The sequence below is a fragment of the Sutterella wadsworthensis 2_1_59BFAA genome, assembly GCF_000297775.1.
GTDB classification, from domain to species: Bacteria; Pseudomonadota; Gammaproteobacteria; order Burkholderiales; family Burkholderiaceae_F; genus Sutterella; species Sutterella wadsworthensis_A.
The window spans coordinates 110,735-135,994 of the sequence record NZ_JH815513.1 but is presented as its reverse complement, the minus strand read 5'-3'; the positions used below and the strand labels follow the sequence as shown (position 1 = coordinate 135,994).

The 25,260-nt window shown below is 63.1% G+C and carries 15 protein-coding genes; 6 read left to right on the top strand and 9 right to left on the bottom strand.

Annotated elements, in window-relative coordinates; genetic code table 11:
* The 4 genes from HMPREF9465_RS13020 to HMPREF9465_RS00510 form a co-directional block, all read left to right on the top strand.
* On the top strand, positions 1-344 hold a 344-nt coding region (locus tag HMPREF9465_RS13020), incomplete at its 5' end, for a hypothetical protein (protein ID WP_231289318.1).
* 133 nt (positions 345-477) lie between these two features.
* Positions 478-2,193, top strand: a complete 1,716-nt coding sequence (locus HMPREF9465_RS00520) for a transposase (RefSeq protein WP_005433079.1) — start codon at positions 478-480, stop codon at positions 2,191-2,193.
* Positions 2,194-2,357: 164 nt separating this feature from the next.
* The gene (locus tag HMPREF9465_RS00515; RefSeq protein WP_005433078.1) at positions 2,358-4,412 is read left to right on the top strand and encodes an autotransporter outer membrane beta-barrel domain-containing protein; all 2,055 of its coding nucleotides are present in this window, start codon (positions 2,358-2,360) and stop codon (positions 4,410-4,412) included.
* 930 nt (positions 4,413-5,342) lie between these two features.
* Positions 5,343-5,615 carry a UTRA domain-containing protein gene (locus HMPREF9465_RS00510; protein ID WP_005433074.1) on the top strand — a complete coding sequence of 91 codons (273 nt, stop codon included), beginning with the start codon at positions 5,343-5,345 and terminating at the stop codon, positions 5,613-5,615.
* A gap of 113 nt (positions 5,616-5,728) precedes the next feature.
* Here HMPREF9465_RS00510 and pbpC read toward each other — a convergent pair whose 3' ends face one another.
* The 5 genes from pbpC to HMPREF9465_RS00485 all read right to left on the bottom strand — a co-directional run bounded on the left by pbpC (position 5,729) and on the right by HMPREF9465_RS00485 (position 16,443).
* Positions 5,729-8,059: a penicillin-binding protein 1C gene (gene pbpC / locus HMPREF9465_RS00505; RefSeq protein ID WP_005433072.1), complete on the bottom strand. Its 2,331-nt coding sequence runs from the start codon at positions 8,057-8,059 to the stop codon at positions 5,729-5,731.
* 31 nt (positions 8,060-8,090) lie between these two features.
* Positions 8,091-13,700, bottom strand: coding sequence for an alpha-2-macroglobulin family protein (locus HMPREF9465_RS00500; RefSeq protein WP_005433070.1), 5,610 nt, complete (start codon positions 13,698-13,700; stop codon positions 8,091-8,093).
* A gap of 148 nt (positions 13,701-13,848) precedes the next feature.
* The gene (locus tag HMPREF9465_RS00495; RefSeq protein WP_005433068.1) at positions 13,849-15,003 is read right to left on the bottom strand and encodes a hypothetical protein; all 1,155 of its coding nucleotides are present in this window, start codon (positions 15,001-15,003) and stop codon (positions 13,849-13,851) included.
* Complete coding sequence (locus HMPREF9465_RS00490; RefSeq protein WP_005433067.1) at positions 15,000-15,833, bottom strand: SAM-dependent methyltransferase; 834 nt, start codon at positions 15,831-15,833, stop codon at positions 15,000-15,002. The genes HMPREF9465_RS00495 and HMPREF9465_RS00490 overlap by 4 nt, the downstream gene beginning before the upstream one ends.
* A gap of 16 nt (positions 15,834-15,849) precedes the next feature.
* A complete protein-coding gene (locus tag HMPREF9465_RS00485) occupies positions 15,850-16,443 on the bottom strand; it encodes a Maf family protein (protein WP_005433057.1) in 594 nt (197 codons plus the stop codon).
* Positions 16,444-16,564: 121 nt separating this feature from the next.
* Between HMPREF9465_RS00485 and HMPREF9465_RS00480 the strand changes: the two genes are divergently transcribed.
* Entirely contained in the window at positions 16,565-17,065 is a 501-nt protein-coding gene (locus tag HMPREF9465_RS00480; RefSeq protein ID WP_005433056.1) for a YceD family protein, read from the top strand.
* Positions 17,066-17,320: 255 nt separating this feature from the next.
* Here the strand turns inward: HMPREF9465_RS00480 and HMPREF9465_RS00475 are convergent, their stop codons facing one another.
* The 3 genes from HMPREF9465_RS00475 to mfd all read right to left on the bottom strand — a co-directional run bounded on the left by HMPREF9465_RS00475 (position 17,321) and on the right by mfd (position 23,029).
* The gene (locus tag HMPREF9465_RS00475; protein WP_005433053.1) at positions 17,321-18,940 is read right to left on the bottom strand and encodes a hypothetical protein; all 1,620 of its coding nucleotides are present in this window, start codon (positions 18,938-18,940) and stop codon (positions 17,321-17,323) included.
* A gap of 120 nt (positions 18,941-19,060) precedes the next feature.
* Positions 19,061-19,531: a CYTH domain-containing protein gene (locus HMPREF9465_RS00470; protein ID WP_005433052.1), complete on the bottom strand. Its 471-nt coding sequence runs from the start codon at positions 19,529-19,531 to the stop codon at positions 19,061-19,063.
* A gap of 27 nt (positions 19,532-19,558) precedes the next feature.
* Positions 19,559-23,029: a transcription-repair coupling factor gene (gene mfd, locus HMPREF9465_RS00465; protein ID WP_005433051.1), complete on the bottom strand. Its 3,471-nt coding sequence runs from the start codon at positions 23,027-23,029 to the stop codon at positions 19,559-19,561.
* A gap of 160 nt (positions 23,030-23,189) precedes the next feature.
* On the opposite strand from mfd, the gene HMPREF9465_RS00460 reads away from it, so the two are divergent.
* Positions 23,190-23,687, top strand: a complete 498-nt coding sequence (locus HMPREF9465_RS00460; RefSeq protein ID WP_005433050.1) for a hypothetical protein — start codon at positions 23,190-23,192, stop codon at positions 23,685-23,687.
* 3 nt (positions 23,688-23,690) lie between these two features.
* On the opposite strand, the gene HMPREF9465_RS00455 is transcribed toward HMPREF9465_RS00460, so the two are convergent.
* A complete protein-coding gene (locus HMPREF9465_RS00455) occupies positions 23,691-24,950 on the bottom strand; it encodes an OmpP1/FadL family transporter (protein WP_005433048.1) in 1,260 nt (419 codons plus the stop codon).
* Positions 24,951-25,260 lie beyond the last annotated feature (310 nt).

The following is a 25,260-nucleotide window of genomic DNA, read 5'->3' as shown; positions in this document are numbered from 1 at the left end:
ATCAGGTCTGGCATACTGCATCTCAAATACAAAGGGCAGCCTCGTTGGGCTGCCCCTGGAATAACCTCCCCAGACACAGAAATCCTGACACTCCCGTCAAGGTCAAAAAGATGACCGTGACCAACAACATTGCTGATGATTCTCAGTATGGTATTTGGGCGCAAAATACCGATAAGAGCGGTGTAAACCTTTCCGTTGATGCGGAAACGGTAGAAATTACTGCGATTAACCATGCGGTTTCTTTGCATTCCGGTGCTGTAGCCGAATTTAAGAACATCAAGTCTTTGACGGCAACGGCAGACAGAAATGCCTTCCGTGCTGTAGGTGGCAGTTCGATAACCTAAAAGTCGTTCAAAACGGTCACGATACTCAAGTGAAAATGACGTTTTGATAGAAAAGTCCGTGAAATACACGGACTTTTTCTTGCTTTCAATAGTGTACGTATGATAGAATATAAGGGCATTATTGGAGATACTCATGGGACGCCCTCTCACTGGAAAAACGCATGTCGGCATTCGCCGCGAAACCCGCTCGAATGGCGACGTCTACGTATACGAACGTGTGACTGGATATGATCCGAAAACTCAGAAAACAAAGACGCTCTCTACCCGACTTTTGGGCAAAATCCTGGCTGGGTCGACCGAAATGATCCCGACCCGCCCCAAAAAGAAGCGTTCCGAAGTTATCGAGGCACCCGTCCAGGCCGTCCGCACCCATGTCGGACTTCAAAAAATCCTCGAGTGGGCAGGTCATGAATCCGGTATTGATGCGGATCTCCAGAGGAGCTTCGAGATCGGCGACGCCCTCAAGTTGAGTTCGATCGCTCGGTACTGGGTCGCGACTGACGGTGACACGTTGCCGCGCATGGAATCATGGCAAGTAATGAATCCGCTACCGTACGGACACCCCATCACTCAGGATGTTTACGGCAAGCTGTTCGCCTCGGTTGGTCGAAATGAATCTGGAGTGCAGTCGTATTTTCAGTGCCGTGGACAAAGAGTCTCGTCGACGGGTTTGAATCTGGCGTTGGACACCACGACTTTCTCGACGTATTCGAAGAATCAAATTGAAGCGCGTCAGGGATTCAACAAGGATGGGGACGGGCTTGATACGATCAAGCTTCTCGTGCTGTACTCTGTGGAAAATCGTCAGCCCGTCGCTTTCAGCAAGCAGCCCGGGAACATCCCTGACAAGATCTCGCTCGCCAATGCGCTTCGACAGCTTGACATGCTCGATCTGGCGTCGCCGGTCATCGTGGCCGACAACGGGTTCTACAGTCAGGACAACATGACGCATTTTGCCCGCGAGCACACGAAGTTCTTGATGCTCGCCAACAGTACCGACAAGTGGGTTCGCTCGGAAATCGACGCCGCACGCGAAGAGCTCGGGCACTTCAGGAACGTCTGCCCGTTTGACGTCGATGTCAGCGGCGTCATGCGCCGCAGGCAGCACGGGTTCAGCATCGTGCGAAAACGCACGCGCGGGCATTTCGAAGCCGGGGAGACGGAATCGTTTACGCGACGCCTGTACGTCCATGTATTTCACAAACCGGAGGCTGCTCCGATTCAGGAGCGCAGGCTTCGCGAGAGCCTTTTCTCACTCAAGAAGGATCTGGAGGACGGCGTCGAGGAATTTCGGCCGGCTGCCCAGAAACAAATCGACAGCTACCTCACGGTGAAACGTACGGCCAAAGGCGTCAAGGTCGACTTCAAAATGGACGGGATCGAGGAAGCAAAGCGCTATTGGGGGTATTTCGTCCTTGTGAGCAATGAAATCAAGGATCCCTTCGACGCGCTGAAGGCATACCGTTCCCGTGAAAAGATCGAAGAGCTTTTCGCTACGTACAAGGACAGTTTTGATGGGCGAAAGCCGAGGACGTGGTATCCCGAGAATCTGTACGGCAGGCAATTTGCCCAATTCGTTGGTCTGGGCTACCACTGCTTCCTTGCGAAGAGAATCCTTGATGTGAAGAAGGCGCTCTCCGAAAAAGAAACCGAGGGAAAGACGAAGGAGGAGTTGAGTCTCGAAGCAAAGCTGCTCGCTTGGCTCAATCAGCACTCGCTCATTCAAATTTTGGACTGGTTCCGTTGTGTCGACTACATCGCCGCAACGGGGAATGCCAGTGCATCCAAATGGACAACGGAAACGACGAGACGCGACCAGCTCTTTCTCAAGATGTTGGGCGTGAAGTAATTCGTGGGGGCTTTAGACGACTTTAAGGTTCGATAACGCTTGACGCTGTTGATGGTGCTCAGATCGCCCTGATCGGCGGCAAAAAGGGCGACGGTATCTGTGTCTATGATTCTGACAGCACAATCACCATTAACAATGCCAACGGTACGAACAGCGTCAGTTCTGTGTCGAACAAGGGTAATCTGACGGTTTTGGGTGAAACGACGGTCAATGGCAACTTTGTCAATGAGAACAAGTTTGTTGGCTCCAACCTGACTGTTAAGGGCGATTTCAAGAACTCCCAGAAGGCTGACTTTCACGTTAAGGCATTGACGATCTCTCATCCTGCTTGGGCTGGTGCTTCTAGTTACGAACTTCAGGGTACGATCAAAGCAGACGAAAAGATCGTCTTCAATGTTGGTACCTTTGAGGCTGTTGAAATCGGTGCCGCTCTTTCTACCAAGAAGCTGGAAATCCAAAGCGGTACTGCCCCCACGGCTCCCATCATTGCTTCCAATGACGCTCTGTCTAATGTCGGAGAAATTCTGATTCAGACGGAGGGTGTAAAGACTGGCCTCATTGTTAAAGAAGGAGTTGACGTAGATTTCGGCAAACCTTTGACCATGGCCGGTGAAGGAGATGCCCGAATTCAAATCCGAGAGGATGCATCGTTCACTGTTGACACACTCACTTCTTCTGCTAAGAATGCCAAGCTTCAGATTGACAATCCCAGCGGTTCTTTGACGGCCCGTACGATCGATGTTCAGAAGGGCAGCATGAATCTCGAGGTGCTGAAACAGGTGGTGAAGACGAGGGCGGCATCAGCTTCTTCAGCCGAACAGGCGACCTTCAATCTTGGGACTGTTAATGTTGCTGACGGCGCCAGGTTTAGCGCTTCCGTCTATGACGATGCACAGCCCGACATCAAGATCAATGGCATCGACGGCAATTTGAACATCAATTTGGGCTCCAATGCAGTGGCAGACCTTGGCGGCGTCAAGAACAACAACTGGCGTTCTGACAAGATCCAGATCAATGCGGATGCCATTACGGTAAGCGTCAATGACCTGGAAAACCCCGGCAATGTATTCTTGACCGAGCAAGGTACGGACCTCACCAAAACGACAGTTAAGGTTGTTGCTGACGGATCGCTCAATTCCGGTGACAGCAAGGCTGACCTCGAAAAGTTGGCCGGTGTTGTTGCTCTGACCAGCAATACCGGTGACAAGGACGAGTCCGGCGCCGATGTGCCTGCGGCCAAGAAGGAGGCTGCCGGCACTAAGTTGGAAATCGGTGAAGGCATGTATGGCGGCGCCGCATCTGCTGTGGTTGGTTCCGATGGTGCTCTTAGTGAAGTCGCAGTGAAGACCAATTCGGTGATGTCTAATGTATTGGATCTTACGTCCGGTGTTACGCTGTCTGTGAATCGTATGCTCATGAATGACGTTCGCAAGCGTATGGGTGATCTTCGTTCTTCTGCCGGTACACATGGCTTTTGGGCTCGTTATGACGGTGGCCGACTTTCCGGCGACCACAGCTTCAAGAACGACTTCTCCACGATTCAGGTTGGTGCTGATACGGTTCCTGTTCCAGATGCTCCGCGCTTCGGCGTTGCATTTGCCTATACAACGTCTGATGCTGATATGAATCGCGGCAGCGCAGACATGGATGCTTTCAGTCTTGCCTTCTACGGCACGAAGATGTACGACAACGGCGCATTCTTCGATGTGATTGCTCGTATGGCTTCGGTGGATGCGGATGTCACTATTGACGGCAACAAGAAGGGGGCCATGGATAACGTGGCTGTCAGCCTTTCCAGTGAACTTGGTTGGCGTTTTGAAGTGACTGATCAGTTCTATGTCGAACCTCAGGCCGAGGTGACGTATACCTACGTCAATTCTGAGAATTTGAAACTCTCTGACGGTACATCCTACAAGTTTGATTCCGTCACCAGCCTGATTGGACGTGCAGGCATGGCTGTTGGTTTCAAGTGCCCGAAGAATCTTGGCGATGTTTACATTCGCGCTTCTGCCGTTCATGAATTCATGGGCGACGAAACTGTTCGAGGCGGCGTCTCCAAGTACGAGATCGATGGAAAGAAGACATGGATTGAGTATGGCCTTGGTGCCAACTTCAATGTCAATGACAATACGTATGTTTGGGCGGACGTTGAACGCACCGACGGCGGGCTCTTTGACGAAGATTGGCGTGCTACAGTCGGTGTTCGTTTCGCTTTCTAACAACGATCATCAACTTATCCCTTTTTGGCTTTGACGCGCAAGAGTTGAAGCTTGAGAAAACAACGCCCGGTTACTTTGGTGAGTGATCGGGCGTTCACGTTCAAGCGCAACGCCACGCAGCCGAAATTTTCAACGGGCCATCGCCAGCAGTCCTGGTTCCGAAATCATCAAAACCGATAACTAGAAGTGATCTGTGTTGTGAGAATTCTCAAAACACGTGAACAGCGTTTCTCATGTACGTGAACGATTTTCTTAACTACGTGAACAGGTGGCCGACGGGACGATTCTTAAACACGTGAACAGGGATTCCTAAACACGTGAACAGTTGAGGCATAGCAATAGATAATCAAAAGGTTCCTATCAATATAAGGAGCCTTAAATGAGTAGGAAAATTGCTATGACTACCGTGAGAACGGTACTGAACCTGCTGAGTCACGGACTCAGCTACAAAATAATCGCCTCTTCGCATTGTTACGTGCTAAGTGTACCCCTTAAGAGGTAGCGGTCGTCTCCTTGGCTTGGCCCTTTTTACGCGGTTGAGGAGGACCGTAGCATACAGCTGATGAAAAGCCAGCTGCTGCGCTCCCGTCCCGCCCGCGCGAAGCGCTCCCTAAGCGCTGCCCGGCTACCGTCGCCTGACGGGTCAAGGGGGCGAGGCATTTAATGGGGTGGCCGTTCGTAGAACGGACGGGGCTCCCCGTTCATTGCCGAAGAACCCTTGACGCGCTATCTGTTGCGCCATAATCGTGGGCTTGCCCACCCACAGCATGTGGGCGGGTTGCCCAGCGGCGAGCGCAAGAATATACGTTGATCAGACATACCTCTTTAGGGGTGCATTAACACGTAAATTTACGAAGTGCCATTTTTATAGATGCGTTCGCCCTGTGGTAGCGCCTCGTGCACGAGGCGCCCCGACATCCCGAGCAGTTGATGATCGACATCATTCCCAGGGTCTACCGGAAGAAGTGCGTCGAGATCAGGCAGGTCGTCGAGGCGACGCTCCTCTCCGAGGAGGCCGCGCTTCATCTCGAGCGCGTTCCGGGCATCCCCGCCCTGCGCATCACGCGCCGCTATCTCGACGCCAAGAGACATGCGATCCTCACGACCATCTCGACGCATCCCGCCGACCGCTACGCCTTCAACCTCAACGTGCAGATCGATCCCGAGGACGGAAGAACCTCGTTCACGGCGGACGGCCTCTGAGCCGGTCTGCTCCGTGCCCGGAACCCAATGAAAACGGCCGCTCCTTCATCGCGAGGAAGCGGCCGTTTTGGTTGCGGGCCTGAGGTTGAGCCCGGAAGGCGGATATAAATGTCCTACGGTTGTCTGACGGTCACGGTCCTGTGAGACCTGCGGCCGAGGTCATCGACCGCGCTCACGCGGTGCGACCCGGGCTCTGGCTGCCAGACGACGGAGCCGCCCGCACCCGAGGCGCCGATGAAGCGGTCGTCGGCGAACCAGTAGACGATCTTGGCGTCAGGGGCGAGGCTGGCCCTGAGGACGATGCCCGCCTGCTTCGGGCCCGCCGTGCCCGTGTAGTAGCGCGTGCCAGCGCGCGGGCTCAGGATGGCGGGCGGGGTGCCCGAGACGGCGCCCTCGGGCCTGCATTCGGGCTTCCAGTCGGGAATGGGCGTTTTGACAATGCCCGCCTCGAGGAAGCGCTGCTGGTATTCGGAGGGCCAGGATTCGACGAAGACTCGCCTGACGCCGTCGCCTTCCTCGCAGGCTCTCAGTCCCGTGGCCTCGTCGACGAGGATTTCCTTAAGAAAGCCCGTGTCGCGGATGGGACTCACGCCGGGAATGAACCAGGCGCCGACCGTGTCGGTGCAGCGCACGCGGCCCTGCGCGTCGGTCGCAAGGTCGCCCGTCGAGCGGCAAACGGGCTCGGACCTGACGCCTGCGGGCTGTTCGTCGAAGCGCTTCACGTCCTGAGCGGACATGGCGAACTCGCGGTCCGTGAGAAGGCGCACGGCGGCGCTCCTGAAGACGGGCTGCGCGACGAGCGCACCCTGCAGCCAAGGATCGGGCCTGCCGTTGAAGTTGCCGAGCCACACGACGATGATGTAGCGGCCCGCATAGCCTGCGGTCCAGGCGTCGCGGAAGCCGTTCGAGGTGCCCGTCTTCCAGAGGAGAGGAACGGACACGCCCTCGACCTTGAGGGCCTCTCCGCCCTCGGCGAGCATGCGGCGCACGATCCAGGCGGATTCAGGCGAGAGCATCTGTCTGGCGGCTGCTGGCTCCTCGTCGGGAAGGCGCACGAGCGGACGCAGAAGGCCGCCGTTGCCGAGCGTGCCGTATAGCCTTGCAAGGTCCTCGGCGCTCGCTTCGGCGCCGCCCAGCACGATCGAGAGGCCGTAGTGCTCGCGCGGACGCTTCATCGGAACGCCGGCCTCGCGCAGGAAATCGTAGAGGTCGGGCCTTATCTCGGAGGCGAGCGTCACGGCGGGCACGTTGCGCGAGTCGTTGAGGGCCTCGACGGCGGGAAGCGGTCCGCGGAAGCGCTTGTCGGCGTTGCCGGGCTGGTAGCCGCGGAAGCTTCGCTGCGAGTCGAGAAGGACGGTGCGCGAGTGGATGAGGCCCTGGTCGAGCGCGAGGCCGTAGACGAAGGGCTTGAGCGTGGAGCCGGGGCTTCTCGCCGCGCGGGTGCCGTCGACTTCGCCCGCAATGGCGCTGTTGAAGAAATCGATGCTGCCCACCTGGGCGAGGACGGACATGTCGCGCGAGTCGACGACGAGCATCGCGCCGTTTTCAATGCCGTAGGGGCGAAGCCGAGCGACGTTCTCGGAGAGGATCTTCTCCATCGACTCTTGAAGCGGCAGGCTCAGCGTGGTCTTGAGGACGGGATCGGGACGCGTGCCCTCGACGAGGCGCGTGAAGTGCGGGGCCTCGAAGGGAAGCGCTCGCGTGCCCCTCACCTTGAGGGGACCCTCGACGACGGGACGCAGGCGCTCGCTCACAAACCCGTCGTTGATCGCCTTCCTGCCCACGGCAAGGCGTGCACGGTCGAAGTCCGGACCCGTGACGGGATGGCGCTTGACGGGGTTCTGGGGCACGACGGAGAGCGCGATCGACTCGGCGGCGGTGAGCTGCGAGGCGTGCTTGCCGAAGTAGACGAGCGAGGCGGCCTCGATGCCCTCGACGTTGCCGCCATAGGGCGTCAGGGTCAGATAGGCCGTGAGGATCTCGTCCTTGGTGTAGTGCATGTCGTAGCGCAGCGCCCAGAGCATCTGCTCGAGCTTGCCGCGCCAGCTGCGGGTGTCGAGTCCCTGAAGCCTGCGGGCGAGCTGCATGGTGATGGTCGAGCCGCCGATGCGGCGGGTGCCCGTGAGGGTGGACCAGGCGGCTCGGCCGATCGAGAGGGGATTGACGCCGGGATGCGAGTGGAAGAAGCGGTCCTCGTAGCGCACGACCGCGTCAAGCGCCTCGCGCGACACCGCTCCCTGGAGGACGGGGAGCCTGTAGGCGCCGTCCTCGGAGAGCGTGAGGTGAAGGAGGCGGCCGTCGCGGTCGGTGACGGCCTGGGACCAGTGGGTGTGTTCGGGCACGAGCCCGGGCTTTGGCTGGGTTTTCGCCCAGATCATGAGTCCGCCGCCGGCCGCTGCCGCCAGAACGGCTGCGGCCAGAAGCAGACGGGCAAACCTTCTCATGAGGTGCTCCGTTTGGTGTTGTCCGTGAGGCTCATGGCGTCACGGTGAGGGTCAGGGACTTGTCATGCGCCTTGATCGTCGGATCGGCGCCGTCGGCCGCCTGAACGGCCGGCACCGTATATTTTCCATGCGTTTGCGCTCGAAGTCGATAGGTGAATGTCGATTCCTGATGCTCGAGCATGCAGACGCCGACCATGCGGTCCTCCGAAACCGCAGTCTGGCGGACGTCCACCCCCTGCAGGCTCTCGTCCGTGGAGGCGGGTGCAAAGCCGCCGGGGAAGAGGTCCGTGATGACGACGGGGGATTCGGCGTTGCCCGAGGTGCGGCGCGCGCGGATCTCGACCGTGACTACGTCGCCCGCCTTCACCGACGTGACGGGCTCGCCCGCCTCGTTGAGGATGCGCTTGACGACTTCAAGTCCTTCGTAGGACGCGGTCTTGTGGGGCTCGGCGGGCCAGCCCGCAGCGGTCGTGCTGTGGTAGAGCCCCTTGAGGGAGGCGGCGGACGAGAGGCGGAAGGCGGTGCAGCCCGGCGCCGAAAGCGTCACGAAGCCGTCGCCCTTCGCAAGCGACTCGGCGGGGCGCTTCTCCGCTGCCGGCGCCGTGCAGGCGAGCGTCACCGCATCAAGCTTTCCTGCGTGTGCGCCGTTCGAGGGCGCCGAGAGGAGCGCGCTCGCAAGGAAGGCGCGTTCGCGATCCGTGAGCGACGCAAGCGGCCTCGATTCGAGCGTCTGAAGGAGATGTGCGGTGCCTTCTGGCGTCGGCGCGAGGCGCACGGCCGATGCAAGGGCGGGGATGCCGCCGAGTGTCAGCGTATCGTTCCCCTCGGACTTCGAGACGTCGATCGAAATGGCGGCCTTCTGCAGTTCGTCCGCTTCATCGGTGAGGCGCATCAGGCGGTAGGCGTACGCAATGTAGAGCGCCGCAGGGTCGTTTCGCCAGTCAAGTTCGCGGGCGTCCATGCGGTTTCGGAGCGCCTCGATGCGCTCCGCTTCGAGCGTGCCCTCGCGCGTGAGTTGGGCCAGAGCCCAGGCGGCCGTTCGGGTCTGGCCGAGCGTGTCGGGCGTCAGGCCATCGAGGGCGTTGCTGATGGCGTCGGCAAGCCTGCGGACGAGTTCGGGACGCACGTCACGACCGTTTTCACGCAGCGTGAGCACGAAGTCGAGGGCCCATGTCGTGGCCATGAGGCTCGGGGAGCCCCAGGGCCATGCCGAGAGGCCGTTCCAGCCGAGCTGGCCCTCGATCGTGTCGAGCGCCTTCTGGATGCGGGCGGTCGCATCCCTGCGAAGCGCATCGGCGTCGCCCGCGGGAAGCTTCGCGGCGGGGGCGCCGACGAGCTGCGCCCAGGGCATGGCGGCCGAGAGGGCCGCGTCCGAACTCAGCCAGAAGGCTTCGGGAAGACTGCGAACGAGGCCGTGCGCAAGGGGCAGCGGCGTCGTCGAGACCGTGAGGGAGGTTTCGTTTTCCAAGGGAAGCAGGCGGGCTTTGACGGTCACGTCGGCCGTCTTCACGTCGGCGAGCGGTCCCCAGAGGACGTCATGGGTCCTGAGGGCTGCGGGCCTGATCGAGAAGGACGTCGTGCGCGTGACGGCGGATCCCTTTTCGGGCGTGGCCGTCACGGTGATGGATGCGGCGCCCGGCACTGCGCCTGCGGCAATGTCAAAGCGTGCGGTGGCTTCGCCCGGCGCCTCAAGGACGAGAGGCGCGGAGAGCACGCCTGCGCTCAGTCCCTCGGGCAGGCCTAGCGCCACGGAACCCTTCCAGGGCGCCTCGCCGTTGAGGGAGACGACGCCCGTGAAGACGTCGCCAGGTGCGGCGAACCCCGGCAGGATCGGCGTCAGGATGAAGGGCGCGCGCACGGCCGTGTCGATCGAGGCGCCGCCCACGCGACCCTCGGAGGCGCCCACGGCCATGAGACGCACGCCGCCGTTGAATTCGGATGGGAGCGACACCGTGACGGTGCGGCCCTTTTCATCCGTCTCAAGGCTTCCCGCCCACCAGACGGCCGCGCGATCCATCGTGCGCCTGAAGGGATTGGCCATCGCGTCGGCCGAAATGGCCCTCGAGCCGAAGCCGCCGCCGAAGGGCGCCTCGCCCGGAAGCTTCATGCCTTCGGGCATCAGGCCTTCGAGCGTCTGGCGCGTGTCGACCTGAAGTCCTCGGTCTTCGAGAAGCGCATGAACGGGAGACGGCGTCCTGTAGCCCGTGAGCGACAGAATGCCCGTGTCGACCGCCCAGAGGAAGACGCGCCCCGGCGCATCTGACTTCACCGTGACCTTCAGCTCGCGCGTGTCGGGCACCACGGCGGGCGCCTCAAGCTTCACGCCGAGCGTGCGGGGCTTCATGTTGAGCGTCACGGGCGCGGTCGCCCTGGCATAGGCCTTGAGGAAGCGCGCGGCATCCTTCGAGGAGCGCACGAGCGAGGCGCTCAGGAAGGCGCGCCCGCTGTAGCCTTCGGGCACCTCCATCTGCGCGGCGTTCGTGCCTGCGCTGACCTTCACCCACTTGGAGACGAGCACTCGATCCGCTTCAAGCGTCACGAGCGCCAGACCCTCGAAGGGCGACACGATGTCGAGACGGGCGAATTCGCCCGCTTCATAAGTCGACTTGTCTGAAACGAGCTTTGCCGTGGCGGCGGGCAGGTCGCCCGAAAGGGCGGGGCGCAGGTCTTCGCCTGCGACGTGATAGGGCAGGCGCGCGAGCACGCGGCCCTGTTCGTCCTTGACGACGAGGGAGAAGTCGCCTGGCGCCGAGGTGTTGAGCGAGGCCGTCGTGCGGCCGTTGGCGTCGGTCGTGACGGCGGATTCCCTCACGGGGCGCTCGACGCTGCGCTCGTCGTAGCGCAGGCGTCCCGTGCTGTCGGAGGCGAGCTCCGTGACGGACTGGCGTGCCATGACGGCGAGGGTGAGCGGCCTGTCGGCGCAGGGCTTGAGGAAGCGGTCGACGAGCAGGAATTCGAACGTGCGCTTCTCGTCCCTCGTGATCCAGCTGAAGGCCTCGGGTGCGGGCATGTCGATGCCGCCCTTTTTCACGGTGGATTCCGCGTGCCTGCGCCAGCCGAGCATGGTGTCGGCGGGCGAGATCAAAAAGTCGACGTTTTCCGTGGCGGCCCTGATGCCGCCGTTTTCGAAGCCCTCGAGCAGCAGACGGCCCTTGAGCGTGCCCGCAGTGGAGGAGAGCGGCAGCGTGAGGGATGCGCGGCCTGCGGCGTCCGTCTCGACGGACTTCACCTTCACCTCGTCGAGCGTGCCCTCGAAGGGCGCGGGGTCGACGAAGGTCCAGCCGGGGAGCTCGGGGAACGAGATGTCGCGGGCGGGCGAGAGAACGAGGCGTGCGCGCATGGCCTTCTTCGCAGCGGGGGCGCCGTAGGACATGGCGAGCGTGGCGTCGATGCCGAGGTCTCCGGGCTTCATCCAGCCGGGCGCCCCTTGGACCATGCGGGCCGTAAGGCGCATCGCCTCGGGCGTGAAGTCGCCGATCGCCGCATGGTGGGTGGAGAGCACGACGTCGCCCGCGAGCAGGTCGATGCGGATTTCGCCCGGCACGGCGTCCGTCGGAATGCTCCAGTCGGCCGATGCGGTGCCTTCGGGCGTAAGTGCGGGGGCGGTCTCGAGCATCGTGCGGCCCGTGGCGTCGGTGATGCGCAGCGTCACGGGCATGCCTGCGGGGAGCCTGTGCCAGTCCGCGGTCTTCACGATCATGCCTGCGTGCACGGTTTCGCCGGGACGGTAGATGCCGCGCTCCGAGAAGACGAGGCCCGTGAGGCCGTCCTCGGAGACGAGGCGCCCTGCGGTGCTGAAGTCGTGGTCATGGTCGACGTTGGAGGCGTCGGAGAGCGAGAGCCAAGCGAGGTCGCCCGTTGCTTCGTTCGTGACGACGACGGCGGCGGGCGCCTTTTCGCGTTCGAGTCCGCGCGTCGTTGCAAAGCGTGCGGCGCCGGTTTCGTCCGTCGTGACGGTTTCGAGAGGGACGCCGTTGGCACCGAGCAGCACGGCGCGAAGGCCGGCGGCGGGAACGCCCCTGACGAGGTCGGCCGCATGGACGACGTGGCTGCCGTCGCGGGAGGTCTTGGCGATGAGGGCCGTGTCGGTGACGAGCAGGCGTTTGGCGGCGATGGCCGCAACGCCCCAACCGTCCTTCGTCTTCTTCTCGCCCGTGAGCGTGATCTGGAAGAGCCCTGCGCGTCCGCCGGGAAGCTTCGTCTCGTCAAGCGGGAGCGACGCAAAGCGCCTTCCCGCCGCAACGGGAATGACGCCGTCGGCAGCCTCGGAGAGGGCCTCGGCATTCGTGACGGTCTCGTGTGCGCGCCAGTTCTGGGCCGTGAGCGCAAGGTAGGGATCCCTGATGCGCTCGATGCGCCAGCGGATGCGGTCGACGCCGTCGGCCATGAGCGTGAGGGTTCTCGAGCCCGAGAGCGTCATCATGCTGCCGGGCTGCAGGAATCCGACTGCGGCGCCGGGGTCGGCCGCCGCAAGGACGGTCGTCCAGCCGTCAGAGAGCACGGCGCCCTTTTCGGGACCGAAGCCCGCGGGAAGCGCCAGATGGAGGAAGTCGCCAGGCCGGGCCTTGAGAAGAAGGCGGATGCTGTCGGACGGGGTGTCGGGGTCCTGCGCGATCGAGACGGGGACGGGCGTGCCGCGCGCGAGTACGTCGGGCGTGACGGCGGGTGCTCTGCGCCAGTCGGTGGGCGAGACGGCCTCCTCGTTCATGCGTGCGGGCAGAGCCGTGACGCGCATCGCCGCGACGATGTCCGAGGGCTTCGTGAGGAGCGAGGGCCTGAGCACGAGCTCGTAGACCTGCTCGAGCGTTTCGGTGCGCGTCGGACTGAGCGAGGCCTCGCCCATCTTGTAGAGGCTGTCGGCGGCAGGAATCGTGTAGCTCACGAACGCCTGCCGGAATCCCGGCTGCACGACGGGATGGCGGCCGTCAGCTGCCGTCCACTTGCCCGCGGCCTTCGGGAAGGTGATGCGGACGTTGGTCGCGTTGCCGAGCGTGCGCACGGGGAGCTTCATGTAGAAGCCCGTGCGGAAATGGTTCCAGATGAAGACGGGCTTGCCGAACGTGAGTCTGCTTCTTGAGGGGACGTCGACCTTGACCGAGGCCTCGAAGGCCTTCGTGTCGGCGATGGTCGTCGAGAACAGGGCGTCGACCGTAAGGGCGCGCTCGCCCGAGACGGCGGGGTCCATCCAGAAGGTCGCGAACCCCGACGTCATCGTGAGGGGCGGCGTCGTGAAGTCGATCACGGGCGTGTTGAGCGTCGTTGCGGAGGGCAGGCGCAGGCCCGAGAGGTCGACCTTGAAGGTTGTGCGCTCGGGCCAGGGCTCCTCGGGCGTGAAGGCGAGTGCGCCCCGGGCCTCCCAGCGCCAGACGCCTTCGACGGCGGGCGAGAGCGAGATGCCCGTGACGCGGGAGGAGACGAGGCCGAAGAGCCTGCTGCACTTCGAGGCGGCCTCATTGCCGTATTTGGCCCTGCAGGGCGTCATGTCGGGGGAGAGCTTCACGACGAGCGGCGAGCGACTGTGCTCGGGCAACGAAACCTCGGCCTTGAGCCAGGCGGGCGGCACCGTGGCCGAAAGGGCGGCCGCAGCTTCAAGGGACGCCAGAGTGAGAATGGAAAAGGTGAACGTCGGGACGGTTCGCATGTGGTCTCCTCCGAAAATGGTCCGGCATGTCATCCTCCCACTATAGTCCTCGCTTTCGCAGGGAACCATGAGCGTAACTACCTGACACAGAGGAGCTTGCGGATTCGGCGTGATTTGGGATCACGCATCCGTTGTGAGGAGGCCGGCCTCAGCGGAGCATGCGCGCGTGTGCGGCCTCGCCTCTCAGGTCGCCTTCGGAGCGTACGGGCCTGCCCGAGAGCATCTGGGCGGGCACGACGCAGAGCTCCGCGTAGTCGGAGGCGCTGATGCCGCTGCGTTCGGCATAGGGCTTCACGAAGGAGACGGCGGCGCCGATGCGTTCGGCGAGCAGCGTCGCGAGCGTTTTCCCGGGCCTCAGGAAGTAGACGGCGTTGTTCGTGCGCAGGACGGGCGCGCAGGCGACGCCTTCGGAGGCGGAGAGCACCATGGCGCCGATGACGGTCTGCAGAAGGTCCTTGGGGCGCAGGCTGCCGGGGATGTCGTGAGGGTCGTCCATGCGGCCGCCTCGGGACTTGTACTCGACGGCGAGCACGCCGCCAGCCCTGAGGGCGATGACGGCGTCGGGCTGTGCGTAGAGGCCTCCCGCCTGAAAAGTGCGGCGGTCGGATTCGCGGCAGAGGAGCTCGCCCTCGTCTGCGGGCAGGAAGGGCACGAGGCGCAGGACGGGGTCGTCGAGCCTGTTGACCGCTTCGGCGGGGAAGAACACCGCCTCGACGCCGATGCCGAGCATGTCGGCGTGTCCCGTGGAAAGGCCCTGCCTCACTATGAAGGGAAGCGTCTTGAGAAACTCCCACTCGGGCATGGGCGGCACGACGGGCACGGCGGGGACGGGCGCGGGTTCGGGTTCGCGCCTGAAGGCGGGCTCGGGCCTCGGTGCGGGATCGGGTTCGGGCTTCGGTTCAGGGGCGAGCACCGCAACGTCGGGCTCGCGTCTGGGTTCGGGAGCGGCCTCCCTGCGGGCGGCCGCGTTCGGGACGTTCACGCGCTCGGTGTAGGACGTGTGCCTGATCTCCTCGATGTCCTCGGCGTCGTTCTCGTCTGACTCGAGCATTTCGAGTGCGAGGCGGTCAGCCTCGAGCGGGTCGGGGCGCGAGAGCTTCGGAGCGGCCCTCGTCACGGGGCCGTCGCCTTCGGGAAGGCCGGCGGCGATCTTCGAGAGGCCGATGTTGCGCCTTGCCTGCCTGCGTCTGGCGGCGAGCCACATCGCAAGGGCGACGAGAAGCACGAGCAGGAACCCCGCGGCCGTCATGATGCGGTCGGGGGAGAACTGCTGAAGACCTGCGAGGATCGCGTTCACGTTCATCGTCCTCGTCCCTTTTTCTGAGCTGGTCTGAAGTTCCTGCCTGCGGCGGGGCGGCCTGCGTCCCTGCCGCCCTTGCGGCGGGCGTCGGACGGCGCATAGCGCGGTGCCGTGCCGCGTGGCGCGGCGAGGAGCGCGAAGACGGTGGGAAGCTTGGGCAGCGCACGCTCCTCGGGCATGAGCGCGGCCCAGGCGTGGACCGTCATCGTGCGGATGGATTCATGCTCGCCCGTCACGTCTGTCGCGACGGTGACGCGGGTGTCGGGGGCGAGCGTGGAGACGAGGCTCTCGAGCATCGCGCCGTTTCGGTACGGCGTCTCGATGAAGAGCTGGGTCTCGGAGCGGCGGCTCTGGGTCTCGAGGTCCTTGAGGGCCGCAGCGCGCTCGTCCGCATGCACGGGCAGGTAGCCGAGGAAGCGGAAGCGCTGGCCGTCGAGTCCGCTCGCCATGAGCGTCATGAGAATCGACGAGGGGCCGACCCACGGCACGACGCGCAGGCCAAGCTCCTGGGCCCTTGCAACGATCTGTGCGCCCGGATCCGCAATGCCGGGACAGCCCGACTCGCTGACGATCGCGGCATCCTCGCCCGCGAGGACGGGCTCGAGCCAGCGGTCGATCAGGGCGGGGTCGGGATCATGTCCGATCTCCTCGATCCTGAGCTCCGAGATGGGGCCGGGATGGCCGAGCAGCTTCAGGTAGGCGCGCGCATTCTTGGCCGCCTCGACGAAAAAGAGGCGGATGTCTGCGGCGCGGGTGCGCACGGCGGGCGGAATGGCGGCTTCCAGCGTGCCGTCGGCGATGAGGTTGGGAAGGCAGTAGATCGTGCCGGCCATGGGAGGTGCTCCTCAATCAGGCGTCGAGGCCGGGGAGGACTTCAACGCCCGCGCGGGTGAGAAGCGTGGTGAGCGCCATGAGCGGCAGGCCGATCAGGGAGGTCGGGTCGTCCGACTTCACGCTTTCCATGAGCGCGATGCCGAGGCGCTCGATCTTGGCGGCGCCGGCGCAGTCGAAGGGCTTCTCGCGCTCGACGTAGGCCTCGATGGCCTCGTCGGAGAGCGTGCGCATGCGGATCGTCGTCTGGGACTTGACGCGCTCGGCGCGGCCTTCGGCGTCAATGACGCACAGGGCCGTCGTGAACACGACGTCGTGGCCCTGCATGCTCTTGAGCTGGCGGACGGCGTTCTCGTGCGTGTGCGGCTTGCCGAGCTTGACGCCGTTGAGGTCGGCCACCTGATCGGAGCCGATGACGACGGCACCGGGGTGCTTGTCCCAGATTGCGCGGGCCTTCATTTCGGAAAGGCGCATCGCGGTGTCCTGCGGCGTTTCGCCGGGCAGGGAGGATTCGTCAATGTCGGGGCTTTCGCACGTGTAGGCGATGCCGAGACGGTCGAGGAGCTCGCGGCGGTAGCGGGAGCTCGAGGCGAGGATGAGTGCTTTTGTCATAATGCAGGAATTGTAGCGGGAAGTCCCAAGGCGGGCGAGCGAAATTCCCGCCGCCTGCGCGTGAACAATGTATCCTTTCAGGGCGCCCGTTCCGGGCCTGAAAGTTTTACTGAGGATGACCATGTCTCTTACGCTCGATGTTTTCGAAATCGCCCGCACCCGCCAGACCGTGGAGGGCACGCTTGAGCTTGACGAAATGCCTGAGCTCGCGCACTTCATTCAGGCGCTCGAGGGCTCCCTGAAGTTCAGCGTGACGGGACTCGGCATCGTTGAGCGACTTCCCGCCGCAAGTCTCTCGTTCGAGGGCACGGTCGTCATGCAGTGCGCGCGCTGCAACGAGCCCGTGAGCGTTCCCGTCAGCCGCGAACTCGTCTTCCGCTTCACGAAGACCGAGGCAGAGGCCAATGCGCTCCCGCTCGATGAAGAGGGTGATGATGAGGAGGTTATCGTCGGCAGCCGCAGTCTCTCCGTCGCCGACTGGGTTCAGGAGGAGGCGATCCTGTCGCTTCCCGCCATGCCGCTTCACGACGACTGCGAGATGGACTATGAAAACACGAGCGACGAGGTGGTCGAGGCTGAAAAGCCCAATCCCTTCGCCGCTCTCGCCGCGCTCAAGCACTGAGCCCGAACACCACGCCTTGTGAAGACGCCCGCCCGGCATTTGATTCGGAGCGGGTTTTTCCTTGTCTTTTCGGGCTTAGGCTGAGCGGCGTCGGACGCGGTCGCAAGCGAGGCCATGAGCATGGAATGCACAGACCGGCCGAAATCTCCAGCAGGCCCCGTCGTCGGTTCTGGTCCTGAAAAAATCGCCCGGCTCACACAAGCCGGGCGACGGATGCGTCTGATGACGTTGGCGATGACGACGGCTTTGGAGACGTCAGGCGGTGGCGGCTTCCATCTTTTCCGTGGCTTCGACCGCGAGCTTGGAGGCGGCGGGCAGGATGGACATGCACATGGCGATGATCGGATCGACGATGAATCCGGGGAACGCCTGCTTGAAGAATTCCTCGATTTCCTCAGGCGTGCGGGCGAAGATGCCGCTCATCAGGTAGCCCAGCGTGAGGAAAGACGCCGTGAAAAGAGCGCGGCTCTCTTCGTCCATCCTGGAAAGTGTCTCGCTGAGAAGCTTCGCGTAGTGTTCGCCTGCAGTGGGGCCATCGTAATCGCCTTCGATGACGGGGGCGAAGTGCTTCTTGAGAAGGGAGCCGTCGTCCTTCTCGGGTGTGTGATGCACGAGGAATTCCGAAAGCGTGGCAAGGCTGGGAAGGAAGGTTTCGGTAGTGGCGTCTGCCAGATGGAGCTTCTTGAAGTGTTCCTTTGCGGCGGCCTCGTCCTTCAGGAAATGATTGACGGCGGTGAGTGCGCATGAGAGCGGAAGACAGATGTCCTGATTCGCTTCGGCACTTTCGCATGCCTCGTCGAAGCTCCTGCACATCTGCATCACGGGGTCGTCGGATTCGACGAGTTCCACGCCGGCGACGATGCCGGCCAGATGGAGGGCGAGTCCCCGGTCGGAGGCCGCAAGATCGTCAGACTCCGCGAGACGGGAGCTCGCGCGGGAGTCGATGTCTTCGGGACGACAGTCGAGCATGGCGGCCAGGGCGGAGACGAGAAGGGCAAGAGCGACTCTGGCGGGATGGTCGGCCTTCTGGCTCACGGCGCGCTGAAGGTTCCAGAACTGCTCGAAAACGGCATCGAGCTCTCGGTCGAAGGGCGAGAAGCGGCGGGAGACTGCGGCGAGCACGTCGCTTGCCGTGCGGGACTCGTTGAACTGCCTGAGCACGGCCGGAATGAAAAGCGGCTGAATGCCGGAACTCTCAAGGTTTTTCTCGAGAACCTTCGGGTCGTCGTTCGAGAGGTCTCGAAGCACCGAGACGATCCTGTTGTGGCACCACGCAAAGCAGGCGCGGGAACTCGACGAAAGGCGCTGCAGGCTCTTGTTGAGCTCGGCGACGCTAGCGGCCTCGGTCGGAAGTTCGATGAGGCTGCCCCGGAAGTCGGCGTTCATGCCGAGTTCGCCGAACATGATCTCGAGAACCCCCTGAAGGTCCCAGTAGGCGCCCATGAGCCCCGTGAGGTCGCTGTTGTCGTAGAGATAGTGCTCGATGGGATCCTCATCGTCGTCGGGATCCGCGCCGGTGACGATGGACGAGGAGGAAATCGCGCCCCAGATGACGTCGAGCGAGACGACGAGCGGATTGCTGTCGTCTCCGAGTGTTCCCGCGAGCTCGCGAATCATGTCTGCGAGGGTTCCGCTCTCGGCGGCCGCGTCACGGTCGAAGGCTTCCGCATCGTCGGCAAGGTCTCCGATGGCCTTGACGGCAGTCTCCAGAACGTTGTTGTCTTCAGCCGTCAGGCCGAGTGCGGCGACGATGGCGGCGGATCCGCAGTGGATGTGCGCATAGAAGGGGCGCAGCGATTCGGGAAGCGCCTTGTAGGCGGTCAGAACGGCGGAAGTCGTGAACTCGGAGGGCGATTCGGTTTGAGGTGCCTGCATGGGGAATCCTTCGATTGAAAAAACTGCCAGACTGAAAGTATGCGACAAATCGCCGGCATTCGCGTGCTTGGCAGGGTAATGCCTGAGATTGCGCGGGTTGGGCACTGCTTGTTTTTGGGATCAGCGCCGCCAGTTTTTGTACGGATTCCTGGCGAGCATCGAGTTGTAGTAGCGCGGATCGCCCGTCACCTCCTCGCCGATCCACTCGGGCTTCTCGAAGGAAGCATCCACGGATGGCAGCTCGATCTCGGCCATGACGAGGCCCTCGTTGTCGCCGAAGAATTCGTCCACCTCCCAGACGAAGCCCGCAAACGGAATCTTCGTGCGGGTTTTGGCGATGACGGGCTTTTCGGCGAGTTCGTCGAGCATGGTCCGGGCCTCGTTGTACGGGATCTCGTACTCGTACTCGGGATGCGCGATGCCGCTTCCGCGTCCCTTGACCGTGAGAAAGCCCTTGTCGCCCACGGTTCGCACGCGCACCGTGCGGTTCCTGTCGCTGCAGAGGTAGCCCTGAGCGTAGCGCACGGCGCAGCCGAGCTTCCGCCAGCCGTCCGACTTCACGAGAAACTTGCGTTCGATTTCAATGCCCATGATTCCGGTCCCTCCATTCTATTCAGTTCATCGACCTGGCGCTTCGAGCGCCGCGAGCACGGTCTGCACGAGTGCGAGGCGATTTTCGGGCGTTGCGCCGCCCGAGTCGATCCTCAGCTTGTCGGGCCCGAGCATGCGGGCGTCCTTCCTCGACTGCAGGAAGCGGATGAGTGCCATCGGCTCGACGGCGGGCCTTGCCGTGAATGTGATGACGGTCGCCGTGTCGGCGCAGTCGATCTTGCGCACGCCGAGCGCTTCGCAGCGAAGGCGCAGCCTGTGGATCTGAGTGAGTCTCTGCGCGGCCTCGGGAAGCTTGCCGTAGCGGTCGGCGAGCGATTCGGTCGTGCGGATGATGTCCTCGACACTCGTCGCGGACGAGAGCTCCTTGTAGAAGCCGAGGCGCTGCGAGACGTCCGAGACGTAGCTGCTCGGCAGCAGTGCGGGCGCATGGAGCGAGATTTCCGTGGTCGGCACGAGGGGCTCCGTGAAGTCGGGAAGTTCTCCGCGCTTGAGTGCCTTGACGGCATTGGCGAGCATGCGGCTGTAGAGGTCGAACCCGACCTCGGCGATCTCGCCCGACTGGTGTTCGCCTAGCACTTCGCCCGCGCCTCGGATCTCGAGGTCGTGCATGGCGAGGTAGAAGCCGCTGCCGAGTTCCTCAAGGGACTGGATGGCTTCGAGGCGCTGCTTCGCCTGCTTCGTCGTGGCGCCCGAGGGCGGGGTGAGCAGGTAGGCGTAGGCCTGATGGTGGCTTCGGCCGACGCGGCCGCGCAACTGATGGAGCTGTGCGAGGCCGAGCTTGTCAGCCCGCTGCATGATGATCGTGTTGGCGGTCGGGACGTCGATGCCCGTCTCGATGATGGTCGTGCAGAGGAGCAGGTTGTAGCGCTGCTGGTAGAACTCGCGCATGATGTGTTCGAGCTCGCGCTCGCTCATCTGTCCGTGCGCGACGGCGATGCGCGCTTCGGGAATCAGTGCGGCGAGCTGCTCGCGGCGGTTCTCGATCGTCTCCACCTCGTTGTGCAGGAAGTAGACCTGGCCGCCGCGCTTGAGTTCGCGGATGACGGCCTCGCGGATGAGGCCCGGCTCCTCGGCGTGCACAAAGGTCTTGACCGCCAGACGGCGCTCGGGGGCTGTCGCGATGACGGAGAAGTCGCGGATGCCTTCGAGGCTCATCGAGAGCGTGCGCGGGATCGGCGTGGCCGTGAGCGTGAGGACGTCGACCTCGGCGCGCAGCTTCCTGAGCGTCTCCTTCTGGCGAACGCCGAAGCGGTGTTCCTCGTCGATGATGACGAGGCCGAGGCGCTTGAAGGACACCTTGTCAGTGAGAAGCTTGTGCGTGCCGATCACGATGTCGACCGTGCCGTCGGCGATGCCTTCGAGCGCCTTCGTCGTCTCTTTGCCCGTCCTGAAGCGGGAGAGCTCGGCGACGCGCACGGGCCAGGGCGCGAATCGGTCGCGGAAGGTCTGGGCATGCTGCTCGGCGAGCAGGGTCGTCGGGCAGAGCACGGCCACCTGCCGGCCCGCCGAGACGGCGACGAAGGCCGCGCGCAGCGCGACTTCGGTCTTGCCGAAGCCCACGTCGCCGCAGACAAGGCGGTCCATCGTCTTGCCCGTCGTCATGTCGTTGAGGACGGCGCCGATGGCGGCCGCCTGGTCGGGCGTCTCGTCGAATGCAAAGCCCTCGCAGAAGGCCTCGTAGTCGCTGATGTCGATGGGGAAGACGACGCCCTTGCGGGTCTCGCGCAGCGCATAGAGGTGCAGGAGCTCGGCCGCCGTGTCGCGGACCTGCTCGGCCGCCTTCCTTCTCGCCTTTTCCCAGTCGCCGCGTCCGAGAGCGTGCAGCGGGGCGTTCTCGGGATCGGCGCCCGAGTAGCGCGAGATGAGGTGGAGGTTGGCGATCGGCACGAAGAGCTTGGCCTCGTTCTTGTAGTCGATGCGCAGAAGCTCGGCCTCTCCGTCGGGCGTGTCCATGTGCACGAGCCCCTGATAGCGGCCGATGCCGTGCTCGAGGTGCACGACGGCATCCCCAATCTTGAGTTCGGAGACGTCGCGCACGATCATTTCGATGTTGGTCGACTGGCGGTTGCGGCGCAGACGCGAACGCCTCGGGCTGGCGGCATAGAGCTCGGTTTCGGTGAGGATCGCCGTACCGGGATTCTCAAGGAGGCTGCCCGCAAAGAGCGGCGCGGCCGCAAGGCCCACGGGCGCGTCGCCCGCGAGGAAGTCCGCCCAGTTTTCGTACTCCGTGAATTCGAGGCCCGACGCCCTGAAGAGCTCGCCCATCGTGCCCATGCGGCCCACCGAGGTCGCAACGATGAGCGTGCGGCGGCCCCGCGTCTTCTCGGTCGTCGTGAAGGCGATGAGGTTCGAGACGGGGTTCTGGCTCTTGCGGTCGACCGCAACGCCCTTGAGGGCGAGCGCATCTTCGGGGGCTCCCTCGCGCCTGAAGGTGAAGCGCGCGAACTTCGAGAGGCTCGTGAAGAACGCTTCGGGCGTGAGCCAGAGCTCCTCGGGCTTCATCGCGGGACGGTCCGCGTCCGTTTCGAGCATGCGCTGGCGCGAGAGCGTCTCCTTCATGAAGCCAGCAAGCGCGGTCTGCACGTCGCCCACGAGCACGACGCGCGTGCCCGCCGACAGATAGTCGGCCAGCGTGGCCGTCTGCTCGAAAAAGAGCGGCAGATAGTATTCGATGCCCGGCGGCAGGACCCCGTTGCCGATGTCGCGGTAGACGAGGCTTTTGCCCGGATCGCCTGCAAAGCGCGTGCGCCAGCGCTGCCTGAAGCCCGTGACGGCCTCGGGCGTCACGGGGAACTCGTGGCCCGGAAGCAGCCTGATCTCGTTGACGGCCTCCATGGAGCGCTGAGTCTCGACGTCGAACCAGCGGATCGACTCGATCTCGTCGTCGAAGAGGTCGAGGCGGAAGGGCCTGTCGGAGCCCATCGGGAAGACGTCGATGATGCTGCCGCGAACGGCGAATTCACCCGCCGCGAGCACCTGCTTGACGCCTGCGTAGCCTGCGGCGGCGAGGTTCGAGCGAAGGCCCTCGACCGAGAGCGTGTCGCCGGGACGGAAGAAGAAGGTGTTCGCGCCCACGTAGGCGACGGGCGCCATGCGCTGGGCGGCCGTGACGGCGGAGGCGATCACGACGTCGAGGCCCTTCGTGCCCGAGGTCATGCGGTAGAGGGTCTCAAGGCGCTCGGAGACGATGTCCTCCTGCGGGGAGAGCACGTCGTAGGGGAGCGTCTCCCAGTCGGGGAGGCTTCTGACGCCGAGTTCGGGACTGAACCAAGGGATCTCCTGCCCGAGCCTCACGGCGTCGAGCGGATCGGCGCAGATGACGAGGAGTCTTTCATGCCTTGTGCGGCACTTCTCGGCCATCTGCGAGAGCGCGAGCGCGTCGGGTGCCGCCGTGCCGATGGGCAGCGCGTACCTGTCGCCGGGCCCGAAACGGAAGATGTCTTCGGAAATCAGGTCTGGGATTGCGCTATTGGACATGTGTGGGCTCCGTTTTGTGTCTTGAGTCGGAAGTGACGATAGCACAAACCGGAGGACTCTCAGAGGGCGGTCGACAGGCGAGGGGCGACACCTTCGGCCGATATGCCGTAGGATTAGGTGAAGGCCGCCCGATCCGCGAGCGGCCGATGGAGGCCCGACCATGCTGAGAGCTCATCGATGCAGACGTTATGCGGCGCGCTTGAAGGAACTCATCCGCTGCACGCCCGTGGATCCGCTTCTTCTCACCGAGGGAGAGGTGACGGACCTTGCGTGCCTTCACGCCGACAGCACGCGCCCGACGGCCGGCGAATGCCTCCTTCATGACGACAGGTCTCCCGTCCTCCTTCTCTCCTCCCTTCATCCCGCTCCCGAGATTCTATGGGACGAGGACCTCGCGCTTCTCACGCTTCTTCTCGAGCATTTCGGCCTTCGTCCGAGCATGGAGACGGGGCTTGCGCTCTATACCGCAGTCCTCTGCCGAAGCGCGGGCTTCACCGACTGCCCCGAATTCGAGGGCTTCGAGCGCCCCGCACTGCCCGAGGGCGCCGACCTCGGCACGCTGCTTGTCGATTTTCTGTATCCCGAAAGCAAAAATCCCGGCGTCTGGGAGACGCCGGGATTCGGAGTGCAGGATGCGGCGGAGTTCGCCGCGGGCTAGACCTTAGAAGCGGTACTGACCCTGGATGCCGATGATGTAGGCATCAAGCTTGCGGAACTTGCCGATTTCCTCATGCTTGGAGTTGTAGAGGCTGCGTTCATGCACGCCGTGCAGGTGAGCGAAGCCCACGTCCGTCTGGAAGTCCTTCGTCCAGTGGAAGGAGGAGCCGATGGCGAACCACCAGCGGTCGGCGTCGGGAATCGTGCCGGTACGCGTGTACTTGTCGTCGATCGTGGACGTTTCGTAGGCGATGCCGCCGCGCAGCGTCCAGAAGCTGTTGATGCGGGCGTCGTAGCCGACGGAGTAGAGGTACGTGTCCTTCCAGTTCTTCGGGGAGGAGAAGTCTTTGTGCTCGGTCTCGATCGTCAGGGCCTTGAAGCTCGACCAGTCGGCCCAGCGCATGGTGCCGTAGAGGCTCAGCCAGTCATTGACGTCCCAGGCGGCGGAGAGCATGGCCCAGGCGGGGGCGTCCATGGAGACCTGAGCGTCCATGGAAGTCGGCAGCGCGAAGGTACCTCCTTCGACAGGGACCTTGATTTCGCTGTCGGTATTGAGCGTGCCGTTGACCGTGTGTCCGACGGCGGAGCGGTAGGAGGCACCGATGCGGACGCTTTCAACAGGCGTCCACATCAAGCCGACGTTCCAACCCCAGGCGTCGCCGGAGACCTTCGTGTAGGCCATGCCCGGCTTTAGTTGTTGAAGTTGGGGATGCTTGTCCCAGTTGAAGCCGAGGTCGGCCTTCACGTACTGGTAGGAAATGCCGGCACCGAGCGAGACCTTGTCGGAGAGCTTCCAGGCAAAGGACGGGTTGAAGTCATAGACCTCGATCTTGGCTTCCGTGCCTTCGCCGGACTGCTCCCAGTCTTCACCGTATTCGGTGGAGAGGCCGAACGGCACCGTGAAGCCGAAGCCGATCCAGGTCACGTCATTGATCTGGTGCGAAATGAAGAGGTTCGGGACGGCTTCGGCGTGCTTGCGGCCGTTTTCGTCATGGATGGAGTCGCCTTTCTTGCTGTTGTAGTCGAGGTTGAGGCCGACGCCGACGAAGCCGAACTGGGCCTGCGTGCCCGTGTGAAGCGTCATCGTGGCGGGGTTGTAGTAGAGGCCCGAGACGTCGGTGCCGTCGACACCCATGCCGGCGTAGGCGCGGCCGAGACCGAGAGCGGACTGCTCCGTCAGCTGGAAGCCGCCGGCAACGGCGGCGGAGGAGAAGGTGGCGGCCACGGCGGCGGCAGCGGCGGCGCGGATGAAATTCTGATGCAAGATCTGCTCCTGGTATGGATTGGAGTGCGCGACACATGTCGCTTTTCGGGCTTTTTATGCGTGTTTTCCCGAACGAGGTGTGCACCCTAACACATTGCAACAGAGTTTTAGAAGCGGGCTAATCCGTCAGCATGATGAGTCCCCTGAAAGACGAAAAGCACCGTCAAGCCCTCTGGGAGAGGGTTTTCGGTGCTTTTTTAATCCTGAAGGACTACCTTAGTATGAAAGCGGAAGCGCCGGAAACCAAAAAGAAAAAACACCCCCGGTAGGAATACTCGATTCCTATGTTGATGGGGCATTACTATGGACT